At 68.1% G+C, this 15,362-nt stretch carries 14 protein-coding genes; all 14 read right to left on the bottom strand.

Going from position 1 to position 15,362, the window contains the following annotated elements:
* Position 1 precedes the first annotated feature (1 nt).
* A complete protein-coding gene (locus JW613_RS33445) occupies positions 2-682 on the bottom strand; it encodes a conjugal transfer protein (protein ID WP_209214668.1) in 681 nt (226 codons plus the stop codon).
* A 767-nt stretch (positions 683-1,449) separates the two neighbouring features.
* Positions 1,450-2,676, bottom strand: a complete 1,227-nt coding sequence (locus JW613_RS33440) for a hypothetical protein (RefSeq protein WP_209214666.1) — start codon at positions 2,674-2,676, stop codon at positions 1,450-1,452.
* An 857-nt stretch (positions 2,677-3,533) separates the two neighbouring features.
* Positions 3,534-4,439 carry a replication-relaxation family protein gene (locus JW613_RS33435; RefSeq protein ID WP_209214664.1) on the bottom strand — a complete coding sequence of 302 codons (906 nt, stop codon included), beginning with the start codon at positions 4,437-4,439 and terminating at the stop codon, positions 3,534-3,536.
* A 307-nt stretch (positions 4,440-4,746) separates the two neighbouring features.
* Entirely contained in the window at positions 4,747-5,439 is a 693-nt protein-coding gene (locus JW613_RS33430; RefSeq protein ID WP_209214662.1) for a hypothetical protein, read from the bottom strand.
* An 875-nt stretch (positions 5,440-6,314) separates the two neighbouring features.
* Positions 6,315-6,563: a hypothetical protein gene (locus JW613_RS33425; protein WP_209214660.1), complete on the bottom strand. Its 249-nt coding sequence runs from the start codon at positions 6,561-6,563 to the stop codon at positions 6,315-6,317.
* Positions 6,564-6,761: 198 nt separating this feature from the next.
* On the bottom strand, positions 6,762-6,962 hold the full coding sequence (locus tag JW613_RS33420; RefSeq protein ID WP_209214658.1) for a hypothetical protein: 201 nt from the start codon (positions 6,960-6,962) through the stop codon (positions 6,762-6,764).
* A 1,575-nt stretch (positions 6,963-8,537) separates the two neighbouring features.
* Positions 8,538-9,089, bottom strand: coding sequence for a DUF3560 domain-containing protein (locus JW613_RS33415; protein ID WP_245226768.1), 552 nt, complete (start codon positions 9,087-9,089; stop codon positions 8,538-8,540).
* A 101-nt stretch (positions 9,090-9,190) separates the two neighbouring features.
* Positions 9,191-9,469 (bottom strand): hypothetical protein, encoded by a 279-nt coding sequence (locus JW613_RS33410; protein WP_209214654.1) that lies wholly within the window; start codon positions 9,467-9,469, stop codon positions 9,191-9,193.
* Between the two features lie 58 nt (positions 9,470-9,527).
* Positions 9,528-10,289 carry a single-stranded DNA-binding protein gene (locus tag JW613_RS33405; protein WP_209214652.1) on the bottom strand — a complete coding sequence of 254 codons (762 nt, stop codon included), beginning with the start codon at positions 10,287-10,289 and terminating at the stop codon, positions 9,528-9,530.
* A 75-nt stretch (positions 10,290-10,364) separates the two neighbouring features.
* Positions 10,365-12,203, bottom strand: coding sequence for a ParB/RepB/Spo0J family partition protein (locus tag JW613_RS33400; RefSeq protein ID WP_209214644.1), 1,839 nt, complete (start codon positions 12,201-12,203; stop codon positions 10,365-10,367).
* A 71-nt stretch (positions 12,204-12,274) separates the two neighbouring features.
* Positions 12,275-12,817 carry a DUF6349 family protein gene (locus tag JW613_RS37000; protein WP_372448039.1) on the bottom strand — a complete coding sequence of 181 codons (543 nt, stop codon included), beginning with the start codon at positions 12,815-12,817 and terminating at the stop codon, positions 12,275-12,277.
* Positions 12,818-12,976: 159 nt separating this feature from the next.
* Complete coding sequence (locus JW613_RS33395; RefSeq protein ID WP_209214642.1) at positions 12,977-13,369, bottom strand: hypothetical protein; 393 nt, start codon at positions 13,367-13,369, stop codon at positions 12,977-12,979.
* A gap of 87 nt (positions 13,370-13,456) precedes the next feature.
* Positions 13,457-13,822 (bottom strand): DUF2958 domain-containing protein, encoded by a 366-nt coding sequence (locus JW613_RS33390; RefSeq protein WP_209214640.1) that lies wholly within the window; start codon positions 13,820-13,822, stop codon positions 13,457-13,459.
* Between the two features lie 336 nt (positions 13,823-14,158).
* Positions 14,159-15,211, bottom strand: a complete 1,053-nt coding sequence (locus JW613_RS33385) for a DUF4192 domain-containing protein (RefSeq protein ID WP_209214638.1) — start codon at positions 15,209-15,211, stop codon at positions 14,159-14,161.
* Positions 15,212-15,362: the final 151 nt, after the last annotated feature.

Genomic DNA, 15,362 nt, shown 5'->3' with positions numbered 1-15,362 from the left:
CTCACCACCCCGCCTTCGTACGGCTCGCGCCCGCCAGGTCGGTGTGGGCAGCAGAGGTAGCCGAGCTGGCCTTGGCGCCGTCGGATTCCTCCAGCCCTGATTCCAGGGCCCGGACCTCCCAGCGGCCGTCACGTGCCGCGAGCCGAAGCCCGTAGGTCAGCGGCCATTCGCGATCTTCCGTATCCCGTGCAGTCACCTCAGCTCGCACGCGGATCTCGAAACCGTCCTTGCCCACCTCTCCCTGGGTCTGCCGACCGGCCGCCATGAGCCGCTCGACCGTCACCTTCTCGTAGGGCGACGGCGCAAGGGGCGGCAACGAAGCCCCAGGGGCCAGGTACCGTTCGGCAGCTCCGCTCCCGCCCGCGTACGCGTTGAGGAAGTCCCGCACGGTCGACGCCAGCGGGGAGGTCGTCGGAACACTCTTGCGGTAAGGCGGCTCCTCGCCGCCGGACGGCGCCTTGGGCACCGCCACCTCGGCGGGCGCAGCGGTCACCGCGAACTTCTGCCCGGAGCGCGTAGCGACCGGCACGGTAAAGAACCGGACCGGCGAATCCCCGACCAGCTGCACCGCCACGGTGACCGACCACGCGCCCTTGCGCACCTGCGTACTGCGCACCGCATGCACACGCTCGACCGACGGGGCCTCCTCACCCCACTCCGGCACCGGCACATCCGGCGCCATGAGCTGCGCTGTCCCAGACCCCTGGCTCCACAGATCGACGAAGAGAGCGGCGTACCCGGCCGGGTCCGCGGTGTGTTCCGACTGTGCACCGCGCTGCGCAGTCGCCGAGGGCTCACTGCGCACAACCGCCGGGCCCGATGCGCAAGCAACTGCCAGCGCGGCCGGACCGGTCGCCAGCGCCGCGTACACCAGGACACGGCCGAGGAGAACGGACCGGAAGCGAACCTTCTGGCCCGCAGCCGTCGCCGGCGGGTCGACGGGTGGCTCGGGGCGCTCCCCCGAGGACGGACGAGTGAGTGGCATCAGGTGCTCCCTTGCGAAGCGGTGGTTCAGATGCCTTCACTCTTCGACCGGGTGCTTACCGCTCCGCTTCCCACCAGCGCCGCTCGACGGTCACGGGTCCATCACACATCCCGTGGTAAGTAGCGTGGTAAGTGGCGCTGGGGCCGTGGTAAGCGAACTCGCCACGGCCCCGGCGCCGCTTACCACCGCAGGCCAGCGCCCTGCTGCGAGCGATACTCAGCACCTGTGGACCGGACTGGGGAGGGGCGCCTCGCGGCACACAGAGAGCGCACCTTCCTGAGTGATCCACTTGTGGTCATCGAGCAGGCCCGCGTTGCAGCGCCGGCCTCGATCCGCCGGGCAGCCCGCAGGCCTATCCGCTCGCGCCCGAAGGCGCGCGCCACTGAGGACCTTGCTGCGCAGCCGGCTGCTGCCCCTCTTCGTCCTGGTGCGCCACTGCGCAACCGTCTGCACACAGGGCCGCGTCAGAACGGGCACGGCTCTGTCAGGCGGCGCCGGGAGGCTGCTTCGGCGTACGCGAGGGAAGCAAGAATCGTCTCGCGGATGCGCACCGCCTCCTGCCTGCTCCAGGCTGCTGCGCACTGCGGGGCCGCCTGCACGGCAGCCGGCACGCTGGGGTGCTCGAATCGTTCGGCAGCACGCCTGGCCACACGGACGGCCTCCCCCCATGCCTTCTGTACCTGGGAGTCGTACGGGCCGTGAGGGCACGGGTCCGCCTCCTGCCTCCTGGTGGGCTTCGCGCGGTGGTTGTCCTGCTGGGCGTTGCGGAGGCGGGCGATGATGACCGCGGCCGGCCGCCGGGGACGCCAGCCGTCCCAGCCGAGCGACCAGGACATCAGCGTGGCGACGATGTCCTCCTCTCCGAGCCCTTGGCCGATCAGAGGGCGCAGGGTGAAGGCGAGCTGCCGCAGGCCTGCGCGCTGGGTCCAGCGGACCCGGGGCCTGATCCGGCGTGCGATCTCCACGTCGACTGCGACTTGAGCGGGGGAACGGGTACTGCTCGTGGGCCGAGGTGCTGCCGTCGCACGCCTGCGTGTGTAGTTCCTCTTCCCCTCTGCCTGAGGGGAACGGTGTGTGGGGGTGGGGGCAACAGAAGGGGTCCAGCCGCAGGCGGAGTACGCGCGCGCATCCCGCACGGCCAGAGCTCTGCCCTGCTCGGTCACTCCCACCACGCGCGCGGTGTATCCCCGGCCGCGCAACCGGTGTCCGCGAGCCCGGTCCCAGACCGGCGGGGCACAGGGGGCATAGATCGTGGCCGTGCGGCGGAAGCCCATGCCGGCACGGAACTGGTCGCCGTGGCGAGTGCGCAGTGCGTTGCGCAGTGCTGAGCCGTGCTCGACCCAAGCGAGCAGCCCGAGCTCGCGCAGGATGCGCACCTGCGCAGCCACCCAGCTGCGTGAGCGGCCCAGCCGCACCGTCATCTGGTCCAGGCAGTAGGCCACGTGCCCGTGCTTGTTGCGGTGCATCCGGTCGGCGAAATCGTCGGCAACCCGGATCGTTCCCTCGCCCGCGTCCGGGTGCAGGCGGGCGCGGACCATCCAGCGCGCGGCCGCCCGCAGATCGGCCCCGTGGCGCAGCTGCCGGGACGCGGTCCGCGTGATCTCCTGGAGGGCCGGATCACGCACCAGGTGCACGCCCGTGCCGAGACCGGGCTCACGGCAGGCAGCGAGATCGGGCACAGCGGCTGTCATCGCGTCTCCGGGGAGCCCCCGACGATGGGAGCGGCGGGGCTGGGCTGGGAACGGGTGCAAGGCACCTGACCCAGCTCAACCCCCGCAGCTCACCGAGGCACTTGCCACCGTCCGCCCAGCAAGATCTCGATGCGACAACAAGCCTCGCCCACCACGCGCAAAGCCCCGCTTACCACGCTCTGACCTGAGTGGTAAGCGGGGCCCTCAGGCCGCGCACCGCCTGCGGGGTCACAACCCCATCCAGCCTCGCGACGATCCGGAGCCATCCAGCAGCGGCATCCACACCTGAGAGGAAGCGCCGGCCTCCTTCAACTCATCCAGGACGGCCGCCCCGGTTGGCACCCACCGTGCTCGACCCAGGCAAGGAGCCCGAGCTCCCGCAGAACCCGGGCCTGGGAGGTGACCCGGCTGCGGGAGCCGTCCAATCGGGTGCCTATCGACTGGAGACCGTAGGCGACGTGACCGTCCGTGCTGGCTCCCATCCGCGCAGCGAGATCGTCCGCGACAGTCCTCTCGTCAGCGGGACCCCTGCTCGACCATCCAGCGCGCAGCCGCGCGCAGTTCTTCGCCCCGGCGCCGCCGTCGTGACGCTGTCCCGCTACCTTCTGCTCCTCGCGGCTGAGTACCAGCACGAAGGTCGCAGCAGCGGTTTCGAGGTGCCCGCGCGGGCACCTCGGGCACACCTTGACCATTCGACCAGGGATGAACATCAGTACGAATCGGCGGTGCCCGTAGTGGAGCGAGGCACCACAGGTAGCTGAGCATGTGGGCCGCCTAGCAAGAGGGCGGTGTCTCGTGGGCGCCGCGAAGGTCCTCCCGGCGCCGACTGGCTCAAGACCGGGCAGCGACTGGGGAGCTCACAGGTCCATCCAACCGCAGCGCCCGCCGCTCCTGGCGAGGGGGACCCACACGTCGGCTGACGGGCCGTCCTTCTCCATCTCCTCTAGAACGGCGACACCAAGAGGCACTTCTGCGGCAAAGGTCGAGGCGAGCGGATGCTGGCGGGCCAACATCTGCAGGTCGGTGATCCGCTGGTACTGCGCCCGCGGCCCCGCGTTGCTCAGCACGAACAACACCCGGGGGAAGCGCGGATACAGCTCCTGCCATGCGGGCACACCGCAGGACTTGCTGCCCCGCTGGCTGGGCCGGTGTCGGTAGAAGCGGGCGAAGGTGAGGATTTTGGCCGCAAGGCGCTCGGGGGACTCGGTCGCGCGGTCGATTTCAACGAAGGCCCGGAGCAGCTGGCGGCTCGGAGCCGTGCGTGTGTAGCGCATCACCGCATCGGCCACCAGACTCCGCTCACCGACGGCCGCACCGTCATGCAACGGATGGCGGACCTCCGGTCGCCAGTCCAGAGGGTGGAACTCGTCTCCACGGGCCCGGGCGTCGTCGAGGAACGCCAGGCACGTACGCGTCGTAGTGAGGGCGTGTGCCGTTCGTTGATTGTCCAGGCGGGAACGCCACCGGGTGCGCTGGCTGGCGAACGGGGGCCAGGAGGAGACCAGAGCGCTCCCCTGGGCGGAGAGCGTCCACAGCGAGTGGTGGTGGGCCCGAGAGGACTCGATCACGAGACCGTCGGCGCGCAGGTTGCGCAAGCAGCGCCGAAGATGGTCCGCGCGGGGCCGCGGAGTAGGGTAGAGCAGGCGGTGCAGCTGGCCGGTGTGGGCGACCTGGTGACGGAAGAGGCAGGTCAGGATCTGCTCACGAAGAGGCGTCGCCTCTCGGTGAGCGGCCAGCGGGCGCGCTTTCGAGGGGGCAGACATCGAAGTCCAATCGACGAAGTGCTCTTGGGGGCGCTGACCGCGCCTGCCAGCACTCCACCCGGCCCCTTCACCGCTGCGCTCACCACGGCCACACGTATGGCATCTCGATGCCGTCACAGAAGGCGGCAAGTGCCGCTCACCAGCGCCTGGCAGTGTGGTGAGTGGCGCGTTCAGGAGCGTCTCCCTCTCCATCGCTGGCACTGAGGACGGGCGGACTGCGCGTTAAAGCGCTCCTGCTTTCTGGTAGGCGGAAGCGAGGGGTGGAGGGCTCTACGCCGCGGGCCGCGAGCTTCGGCGAAGGCAGTCTTCAGAGGGTGTCCGAGCTGGAGAGCTCCTGCCTGGCTTCCCGGACGGCGCGATGCCACCGGCTGACGGGCTCGTCGGTCTGCTGGGCGAGCTCGACGGCGATGCCGCGATGCCAGCCACCGAGCTGCTCCATGTACTGGCGGGCCATGGCGATCCGCCGCAGTACATCGGGAGAGCGGTGCCCCGCGGTTGGTCCCGGGGAACCCGGGGGGCGTCCGGCGACGCCGGTGTTGTCCCCGTCGCGCTTCTTGTCGAAGGCGATCAGGTCGCCGCGCCTGAACGCACGGATCATCCTCCCGCTGGGGCCCTCTACCTCTCCGGCCGGCGCGGGGAAGTAGCCGGGGTTGTGCCGCAGGTAGGAGCGGATGACGGAAGGGCTGGAGAAGCCGAACCACTTCGCCGCGGTGTTGATGTCGATCAGGTCGTCCTCGTCGCCCTGGTGAAGCTCCGGGTCGGTGGGCAGTACAGAGGCTCGCTTGGCCTTCTGCCTCTCGGCGAGGAACCTCTCCACGTCCGTAAGGTCGTAGAACTGGACGCGGTCGATGGTGGCGACAGCGCTCGGGGGAGCCACCGCCGAAGCGCTCCGGAACCAGGACTTCACCGTCTCGCTGCTGACCTCGGCGCGCTCGCCGATCCAGGCACGGTTGACCACCGGTCGGCCGTCGACGTCGCGCTGGTTCTCACTCGCGGTCACTGAATCTCCCAAGACATGAGCGGTGATGAAGCACTCACGAGTCCGGTAACCTCGGTTGTGCTCCATCTTTCTGGGTTGGGGCCAGATGGCCGGCCGGACGTTCGACCGGGGTTGCCGCCCTGGGTCGACACCCCTCGGGGTGCCTCCTGCCGGCCATCACCAATACGACGCAGGTAATCATACTCCCTTCGGGGGAGAGGTGCCCCCCGAACCCGGCTATGGCTCCGCTCCGTGACCACGCCGGGGCCGAAAAAGGTGAGCCGTGCATGTGGTTCAGCTCCTCTCCTGCGCCAGTTCCCGCCCCCCTCTGAGCCGTCCAGGCTCTGCAGCTCACCGGTAGACGGCGTGCTCGAACAGATGCTGGGGCTGTCGGCCCCGGCGTGTCGGGCCAGGCTGTTTTCGAAGTGCGGGCGTTGCTTGTCCTGCACACCCGCCGGTGCGGCGACGGCATAGGCGACGGCTGTGGGTAGCTCGCGCCGGTGTCGAGGTAGTGGGCTGGGGAGGCCGAGGCTGACCGGAGCCCGTCGCATGAGACGCGCGGCACCTGCCTGCTTGGTGGGGAAGAAGGTCAAGGTCATGTCGATGCCCTCGATCTCGCCGAGCCATCGTTCGTCCTCAGCGTGCTTGCGTCGCACGACGAGGTCCGTCTCCAACTTTGCCAGCCGAGGCAGCATCTTGGGTTGACCTGCAATATCGGGCATTAGATGCAGGCGTAGATCATTTCGTCTCATGATCAGCGACACTGGTGCAGTTAACACACCAGGTCCGATGTCCGTGAGCGATCTCGGGAACGGCTCCGGCTGCGCGCAGCTCGTCCGACAAGCGCCAGGGTCCATGGGCGAAGATGCGCTGCGCGGCACGGCTGTCGTCCAGGATTACGACACCGTCCGCATCGCGTGGGCCTCCGCGAGCGACCTGCACGCGCCGCACTCGGGTCTGCCGCAGCCGAGGCAGGACCGGTCGGTCGACGGAGTCGAGAGAGTTGGGCCACTCATCGCCGGCACCGCGTGGACGACGATCAGGTCGGAGAGGTCGCGGGCCAGGCCGTAGCGTGCGGGCGTGGCCAGGAAGGCGAGCAGAATGGCCGTGCTGTCGGCGTCCAGCCCGTAGCTGAGCACGCTCATGCCGGAAGCCGCGGCGCGCCCGGGGCGCCGCGGGACGTCGAAGAGCAGCGGCTAGAGAGAAGACATAGAGGATCGGCCTCACAACCAGGTCGGACAGGCCGGTCGGCGAAGCGCCGTGGAAGCGACAGCTCCAGCCGGCCAGGTACGAGCAGGACGGGCCGGGGGCGCGGCAGATGCTCCGCGCCCCCGGCGGGTGGGTCAGCCCCTGCGGGCCCGAGACTTCTTCTCGATCTCGACCAGTTCCCGCAGGGCGGCCGAGCGAGCAGCGGCGGCGGGACACGGGCCGAGCAACTGGGCGAGGACGGCGCGGAGCTCCTCGGCGTTCTCGGCGCGGCGGGCCGCAGCGGCCTGGTTCAGCACCTCGGGCAGTGCCTTGACCACGGTGGGGTGCTGGATCACGCACGGGCACGTGGAGACGGACCCACCAAGACCGCCACGCGCGACGCCTGCTCCTCGAACGGGATGCAGGCCTCGTGACGCCATACGAGACGGGGGAGAGTGGGGTCACCGTTCCTGCCACGCATGTGGCTCCACCACCGCTCGACGTCCTGTCCGCACAGCAGGCACCGCAGCGTCCAGGGGTTGTCGGAGCCGGGTCAGCCGTGCTGCGATTTCCAGGCGAGTTCGGCCACCCTGCTCAGTGCGATACCGCGTTGATGATGTTGTGCCGGGTCGGCTTCATCCGCGGGTGCCGCCAGGGAGAAACACCTTCTCCGGCATCCGTCTTTGGCGGCTCCGCTCCCGGGCTGGCGCCGGACTCCAGCAGGGCGGTCAGACTGGCAGCCGCACTCTCCCGGTAGTGGCAGCGCACCTCGTTGACCTGGCCGAGCAGGCAGGCATACCACTCCCCGTGTCAGCGGTAGATGTGACCAACTCCCCTTCGACCGCGACCGGATACCGGCCGTTGGGGCCCCGGTCACCGGTGAGGTGGCGTGGCTCTTGGGCGCTCATTGCGACGTTGTTCATGTGCAGGTCTGTCTGGGTTGACGTTTCGGCGCGGAGCGCTTGCCGAGGCCCCGGCCGGTGGTTCTGCTCCGGGGCCGCAGCGTCCCTGGGCGGAGTGAGTGCAGCGTGCTGCCGTGCTCGGGATGACGCCCTGTCCCGACGGGATCGCTCATTGCGTCTCGAAGCCGTTCTTCTTCGGCAGCCCCGTGGAGGCAGCTCTGATAGACAGTGCTCAGGCTGGCCGGGGAGGTGGTGGCCTGGCTGCGCAGTGCCGTGCGGGGCCGGTGGTGGAGGGGGCGGGCCTGATCTGCACGGCTGCGCAGATCAGGTTCCGGCTGGTGGATGGTCTGGTTCGGCGTGTTCTCCGCCGTGCTGGTTGATGAGTTCGCGGACGGCCTCCGCGGGGACGTTGCGGTGGAGCGTGGCGTCTGTGGCCCCGCACTCCAGAAACAGTCCGTAGGCATCTGTCTCCGCCCACGCACTCGTTGCGGGGGCTTTGAGGCCGGGGGAAAGGCAGACCTCGTCGAACACGGTAGGAGCTGTCGCCCCCTGGCCGGGTCGGGGTACGAGAGCGAGACAGTTACCGTCGGCGAGACAGATGTGGGTGGCGGTGCCGGGTGGTCCATCGGCGTGGAGACTGTCGAGTCGAGGGGAGACCGCTCGGTGCCTGCGCGGACAGTTGTCCATGTGATCCTCCTGCAGCGGGTTCTGACGGTGTTCCGGAGCCGCTTTGGGGTTCCACGGGGTTCCGGGAGGGCGGTCTGCGTGCGGGCGGTGTCCACGCAGACTGCCCCGAGGGTGCTAAGCGTCAGGCGCACGCGCCGGGCAGATGCTGGGGTGGGTGCGCTGCCCCCCGCTCACTCGTCGCAGAGCAACTGACACTCCGCGTTGTCGTTGTTCATCCGTGAGTGGTGCCAACATGTGACTTCGTTGAGCAACAGGGGCATTGAATTGCCTGGTGGGCAACCGATGCACTGCCTTAGTTCGGCCGGGCCGTGCCTGTCGGGGGTCTTCGCCCCGGGTGCCTGCTCACCCATCGGTCTGGTCCCGCTCGTCGGCGTTCCTCTCGGGTTCGGTGAGGGTGACGCCGTCCCGCGTCCGGGAGAGAACCCGATCGTAGGTGCGCTTGGGGTCGTCCCAGCCGCCGCCGGGGCCCCACATCGTCAAGGTCTTCTTATTGACCCGCTTGACGCGGAAGGTGTCGACCTGGGTCTCGAACGTGCGCGCCTGGACCACGTCGCCGGGCTGGAAGTCGGACGGCTGCCAGGGCCCGGTCCGTTCGACGGTGCGGGCGGTGATGTCAGCCTTCGCCTGCGCCTTGTCGGCCTTCCACTGCGCCTCGCGGGCTTGGCCCCGCAGTTCGATGGCGCGGCGGGTGGCATTGTCGGCCCGGTCCCGGTCGCGCAGCGCGGACCTGTAGGAGTGATGGCCGACCAAAAGCGGCTGGCCACCTGCGAACCGTCCATACATGCCGGACGCACGCTCGGACTGTTCGTCGGCCTGCTTCGCCAGAGCCTCGGCGCGGTTCTGGAGTTTGTCCGCGTACCGCTGCTCGGGGGTGTCGCGTCGGGGTGGGGGCATGGATGCCACGGGGGTCTCCTCGTCTGGGTTGGAATAATGTCTCGGTTGCCGCCGAAACGCTAGGGGTAATTATACACGCTACCGGTTTCGGGAATTGCTTCTCACTGCTGTCCGTCCTGAGCCGCAGTCAGCGGCTCCCAAGGGCCCAAACTGCAGGCCGTGCCGCATGTTCCGACGTAGACCGCCCGGCCTTCCGAGCCGCTGACCAGCCACCCATGGTGGCGGACGCCGTGCACCTCCGTGCTCTCGATCATGCGGAGGTACTGGAGCGGCCCGCGCAGCGCGAAGCCCTCTGCCGCTTCGCGCAGTTCCGCAGAATCAGCGGTCGGAAACACATCCGCCTCCAAATGATCGCGGAACGCTGAAATCAGCTTGGCCAAGGAACCGTAGAATTCATCCGGGGGTTCGGCCCCGCAGCTGCAACGCCCCGCATACCCCTCATAGGAGGGCGCCCGCACAAGCCTGTGTTCCTGAGGCTCCGTGCTCGCCGGGGTCGTTCGCCGTGCCGCTGAGGGCGCCTGCTGGCTCTGGTCGTTCGTCACGGTCCAACTCCTTGTCTTCGGTGTGATGGGAGGGCCCGTCATCTTCCGGGCCCGTTGAACTGGCAGGCTCGGCGCACGCCCCGCCGGTGCGCCCTACGAGGGCGTCCCAGGCGGCCTGCGCCGGGGAGCCGGGGTAGTAGTCGCCCAGCCATCCGGGAACATGCCCGGACGGCCTCGTGCAGGGCACGCCCTCGGGACGGCGAGTCGGGCCCTGCGGGGGAGCGGGCGGACAGGGCGCCCGCGGTTCATCTCCTGGCCTTGACGCCGTGCCCGCGCGAGCGCGGGAGCTGCGGTCGCGACCAGGCCGGGTGAGCGCCGGCGGGTAGGTGGAGCCGACGTACACCAGGCGGCTGCGGAGGCTGACGCCGATGTCCTCCACGCAGAGGTGCGGCAGCCCGTCCTTGAACTCCAGACGGCCGGTCGCCACTACCCGCACCCCGTCGGCCAGGGACTCCGCTGCATGCTCGGCCAGAGGACCCTGCGCGGTGCACAGATACCGAAACTCCTCGCCCGACGTCCATTCTGCGGCCTCCCGGTCGTACACCTGGGGCGATACAGCGACGCAGAACCGCACCGCGGCCCTGCCGCTGGGGAGATACCGCAGCTGCGGCACGCCGCTGACCTCACCGGCCACGGTGGGCCTCACCTCGCCTGTCACCGGAGACCCTCCTTTCCTGTGGGATGTCTGGGGGAGGGTGCGGGCCCTCGGCACCGCGAGGGCCCGCACCACGTGTCAGGCGTCCTGACCGGCCCCATCGGCCTCGTGCCCCTCGGGCCCGTCTTCCTCGGGCTCGTCCTCGGCAGCCGCAGGGCCGTCCTCCTCCCCGTCGTCCTGGTCCTCGCCCGCCTCTTCCTCGTCGGCCCCCCAGTCCTCGCCCTGGTCGGACTCGTCCGGGTCCCCCTCCCCGGACTGCTCCGCCTCGTCCAGCACCTGACCGCTGGTCGTCCCCTCGGCACCGCCGAGCCCGAAGTGCCCATCCTCGTGCTCCTCGTCCTGGAGCGCGAGGGCATCTGCATCCTCGTCGTCCTCCGGCGCGCCGGGGGCGGAGTCGTCCTGGTGCTCGGCGTCCTCGCCGTCCTTGTCGTCGGGGATCTCGTAGGCATCACCATCGACAATGGAGCGCTCGATCGGTGAGAGGACGTACCCGACGGATTCCAGGAAGGACAGGTACTCGCGCGCATCGGACCGGATCGCTTCGGTGTCCCAGTTGGGACGGTCACTACGCCACGTCTGGACATCCCGCATCCGGTACTCGTAGGAGGCGGCCAGGACGGCGAAGTTCAACAGGTTCAGCCGAGGCGCGGTGGGGTTCTCGGGGAAGAGCTCCGCGCGTTGAACAGAGCCGTCACCCTTCCCCATGATCCCCAGAAGTACATCGGTCCTCGCGGCATCCCCGATCCACTGCTGCACCGGCTTGGAACAGGTGAGGAGCTGACGGCTGACCCATGCTGGCATGTCCTTCGGGGCGGACTTGCGCGCCAGCAGCTCGGTACGCAGCCACTCCTTCCGCCGGTCCGCCGCCGCCCGGTACGCCTTGTTGCCTTCGACCTTCAACCGGTACGGAATACCGTCTTCCTTCTGCGGACGCGGGGGAGCCTGAGGAGCGTGCACGGAGACGACCGAGCCCGTCTCTCCGGTCCCCTCGCTCGTACTCCTCTCTGCCCGGGCCACCCCGGCGCCCTCGGCCTCCTCGGCGTCGAAGTGCCCGTACTTCTCCGGGGCGGTACACAGGTACACCACCGATCCGGGCTCCGCCGCTCCGGCAGACCAGACCGCACCCCACGTGGCGCAGTGACCGGGGCACTCGGCGTGGTCCTCCCGCTCCAGCTCCAGCTCCTCAAGGCTCCAGACGTCGGCGGGCAGGCTGTCCGACTCCTCGAACAGCTGCACACCTGAATCGCTGAGAACCTTGCGCCGCTCCTCGCGAAGGCGCCGCTCCTCGCGGTCCCTGCGTTCCCTCGTCGCCTGGTGCTCGAAGAATCCGTTGCAGTGCGCGGTGTTCAGCCGTGCGACCGCTGCTTCGTCGTCGTCGAACTCGCCCAGAATCGTCAGCTGGTCCAGCGTCCACTCATAGTTGGACTCGTCGTCCCGGGCCAGTGTGCGGCGGGTACGCGCGCCGATGGTCTTGGCCACCCTCCGGGCCTGCTTCACCTGCACCTGGGAGTACCCGGACCGCCGGGAGACCTCACCCAACTCCATGCCTTCTTCGACGGCGTGGAAGAGAGCGTCCGCGATCTCCAGCGGGGTGAACGCTTCCCGGCTGTCGGGGTCGTTCTCAATCAACTGACGGACGTAGTCCTCTCCGGCCTCCAAGGCGGCGCCGTTGATGATGAACGCGGGCCCCTCGGTCTGCCCGGTCTCCAGCCCGGCGAGGGTACGCCGCTTCCCCATGATCACCTGATACGTGCCGTCGCCCTGATCGGCAACGAGCATGGGGACCTGAATCCCGTTCTCCTTCACGGAGCGCAGGAAGTCGGGGGTCAGCTTGGTGTCCATGCGGACGTTGCGGTCAAGCCTCAGCCTCGACAGCTCGATCGTCCCCTGATGAATCGCGTCACTCGCGTGAGTCATTGGTGCTCCTTAGTCTCTGGGTTGATCGCTGATCCGGTTGCCGCCGAACCAACAAGAGTAAATGTACACCCTCAGAAGAGGGGATTCTGCCCACCACGCGCAGCGGCCCTGCGCGGGCGCGCCGCAATGCAGTAGACGGGCAGGCGCGAGCAGGGCAGCCAATGACGCACACCCCGCCCGGGGCCTTGGACAACGACCGGTGCCCCGGGCCCCATCTGAGCCACCACCACCGCCCGGGACCCTCCGGCCTCCGCCAGGGGCACCGGCCGCAGCGTCCGCCACGGAGGACACGCGTGGTCGTGCGCACCCTCAACGGCCCTCCCTTCAGCGTCCCTGCCGGACAACTCCTCGCCCTCCCAGGAACAGCGCAGACACGCCGCGCAGTAGACACTCCGGCCGCTGCCCGGTTCCGCGCGCGTGAGGACCGTGGGCAGGTGGTACTCCGGCCTCCCGGGACCGTGATCCACGCTTGCCCAGGCCCCGCCAGGGTGCCCAGGCGCGATGTGCCAGACCTCCTCTGCATTGATCCGAGCGAGCATCGGCAAACGCGCATTGCGCACCCGCCAGTAGTAGGACTGCCGCAGCCTCGCATTGCCGTGACGCGGCTGGTTCATCTCCCGCGCCGTGTCTGCCAGCAGCTTCCGTGTGCTGGGCCGCAGCCGCAGGCGATTCGAAAGGTCCGAACCCAACATCATGATCACTTCCTCTGGTGGTGGGAGCGGGAGCCGACGGCCGGAACGGCTCGCGGCCGGCCCCGGCGCGGGACCTGCTCGTCAACCTCCGGGGCCCACGGGAGCGAGCGATGCCGCACCCGACCGGCCACCTGGCTCATCACCCCGCGCTCGCGCTTCAACGTCCCGCGCGCTCATGATCAGCAACTGCTCGGCCAGAGCCACGACGTTCTGTTGCAGCTCCTCGGACTCCAGCACCGCGCGGAGCACCGCCACGGCGGCAACCTGGTTCACGTCCCTGTGCCCAGCCCTCGTGGCGGACAGGTAACCCCATACGTAGGGCGGGAACAGGTCGCAGCCGATGAACCTCCCCAACGGGATGCCGGCACGCGCCTGTACTTGGTACAGGTGATCCAAAAGGTGCCCCATGTCAGCCACCCACTCTTCCGGGCTCACCTCGAATGCCTTCCCGCCGCCTTCGAACTTGGCCTGCATGACGCCTGCTCCTTCGGACCTTGTTGGAAATCGCGAGGGGGAACGGTGGGGGCGCCGGTCACTCGCGGCGCCCCCACCCAGGAGCGACTACTGCCGCTGACGCGGCAGGTGAGCGGCGATCTTGTGAATGTCACCGGCGCGCATCGGCCGGAAACTCAAGTCACGCTCCACCGGGAACAGTCCCCGGACCTTCACCTGCTCCAATTCGGGAAGGCGGAAGTAGCCCCACTCTCCGACCTGGATACAGGCGAATCCGAAAGCCTCGTGCGAGTCGCGGTCAAACTCGGCTACGTACCAGTCGCAACCGCCCACGAAGTAGTGGAGATATACGGTCTTCTCCTTGAAAGGAGTGGCCTGGGTCTCCCGGACTCCCGGGATCTCCTTGACGTCCCTCTTACGCGGGTAGAAGTCGTGCCCTCGCTCGATCCTCAGCGTCTCTGCGGGGAAGTCCATCACGTTCTCTCTCCTTCAATCTCTCTGGGTTGGTCGCCGGGTTCAGTTGCCGCTGAAATCCGACAAGGGTAAATCTACCCTCTAAGAGGGATCACATACCGGGTCACAGGAAGAGTCACCCGAAAGGTCTCCTAACGGGTCACACGAGCCAGGCTCGAAAAACCGCCATAACCCCTGGTCAACCCCGGAATACCACGCCCCCCGTAAGGCCAACATCTCTCCGTGCTCTGCTCCTCCGTACAGCAAGAGGAGGAACGTGTAAGCAGTGCCCGGAGCGACTGCGGCCCGCCGAGGGGACCCCGGGGCGGCGGGCGCCGCCCCGGGGTCATCAGAGCCCTAGGCGTCGTCGTCCTCCCGTTCATGGGATGTGATGAGACTGAATCGCACAGCGTCAACCAACTCCGAGGGCTTCAACCCCTCGTTCAAGCCGCCGTGCAACAGCTGTGCCATCAGATACTTCGGGTCGGTCTCCAACGCCTCTTTGAGCGCGAGTCGGCCGAATACTTCCCTGCCACCCGCGAGTTCCACGAGCGCGAGAATGACCAGCGGAGCGCAGCGAAGAAACCGGTGAGGCTCAACGCACAACGGGATCAGTGATTCCCATAGGCGCCGCTGGCGCTCCCAAGATGCCGGTTCCGACAGAATACGGCTCAGCAATTCATCCCGGTTCTCCTTGACCACACACCCGACAATCAAGGTGTAGGCGGTCTCTTCGTCTGGAGAATTTCCCTCGCGCAGAGCTTGATCGGCGCACTCGAATGCACGCCAAAGCTCAGCCATGCTGCCCTCGTTGTCTGTTGGGTGCAAGCGTTCTGCTGCTGCCCGAACCAACTCGGATACCTTCTCGGCGTCGTAGTCCTCAATCGGCGACCACCGCTTGAGAACATCGCGCGTACTCTCTCCGACAACCGACTTACCAGCGAAGGCAGCTTCGGCGGTAACCCGACCGACACCGGGCATGGGATACCCGTCCGGATCGTGCGAACAATGGGGGTCCTCACAGTTGATGCACCACCAGCGTTCGCCAGAGACGCATGCTTTGAAGACCAGTTCCGCGCCATGCTGCTTGAACGCATCGGCAAACACTTCGATGAAAGGCGCTGCCTCTGCCCCGACGGAAAGCCCGTCCTTCCCTTCCTCCGGGTCGGAGTAGACGACGACGGCAGCCGAACGGACGTCACCGGAACCACACATCTTTTCCGTCGAATCCGCTGCGAACTCCAGCCACTTCCCCAGCGGGACATCCGGGCGATAGTCGCCGTTCATGATAGGGGCGCCGGGACTCATCAACGGCGTTGCCACGATGCTCTCTGTCGGCTCAATGCCGATAAGGATGGGTAGAAGTTCCACCACGTCGGATACGCATGTGACCCTGATCTTATCCGTCATCTGCTTTTCTCCGTCTCTGGGTTGAGGTCTCCGGGTTGCCGCCCGATGACAAGGGTAACTATACACTGCAACGGACTGAGGGCCAACTTCCGAGAGGGCGCGGGGGTGTGTCGTGATCCTCCAAAATAGACCCCATAATGCATACCAAGCT

This window comes from Streptomyces smyrnaeus, assembly GCF_017676345.1.
Lineage (GTDB): Bacteria > Actinomycetota > Actinomycetes > Streptomycetales > Streptomycetaceae > Streptomyces > Streptomyces smyrnaeus.
Note: the sequence above shows the minus strand (reverse complement) of the source record. Positions and strands in the feature narration are given on the sequence as shown.

What these genes read in the sequence shown, in the direction of transcription:
- JW613_RS33395 (WP_209214642.1), bottom strand. Translation starts at nt 13,369, where the DNA reads ATGCAGGCCAAGTTCGAAGGCGGCGGGAAGGCATTCGAGGTGAGCCCG.
- JW613_RS33440 (WP_209214666.1), bottom strand. Translation starts at nt 2,676, where the DNA reads ATGACAGCCGCTGTGCCCGATCTCGCTGCCTGCCGTGAGCCCGGTCTC.
- JW613_RS37000 (WP_372448039.1), bottom strand. Translation starts at nt 12,817, where the DNA reads ATGAACCAGCCGCGTCACGGCAATGCGAGGCTGCGGCAGTCCTACTAC.
- JW613_RS33445 (WP_209214668.1), bottom strand. Translation starts at nt 682, where the DNA reads ATGGCGCCGGATGTGCCGGTGCCGGAGTGGGGTGAGGAGGCCCCGTCG.
- JW613_RS33435 (WP_209214664.1), bottom strand. Translation starts at nt 4,439, where the DNA reads ATGTCTGCCCCCTCGAAAGCGCGCCCGCTGGCCGCTCACCGAGAGGCG.
- JW613_RS33390 (WP_209214640.1), bottom strand. Translation starts at nt 13,822, where the DNA reads ATGGACTTCCCCGCAGAGACGCTGAGGATCGAGCGAGGGCACGACTTC.
- JW613_RS33425 (WP_209214660.1), bottom strand. Translation starts at nt 6,563, where the DNA reads ATGAGCGTGCTCAGCTACGGGCTGGACGCCGACAGCACGGCCATTCTG.
- JW613_RS33415 (WP_245226768.1), bottom strand. Translation starts at nt 9,089, where the DNA reads ATGCCCCCACCCCGACGCGACACCCCCGAGCAGCGGTACGCGGACAAA.
- JW613_RS33385 (WP_209214638.1), bottom strand. Translation starts at nt 15,211, where the DNA reads ATGACGGATAAGATCAGGGTCACATGCGTATCCGACGTGGTGGAACTT.
- JW613_RS33400 (WP_209214644.1), bottom strand. Translation starts at nt 12,203, where the DNA reads ATGACTCACGCGAGTGACGCGATTCATCAGGGGACGATCGAGCTGTCG.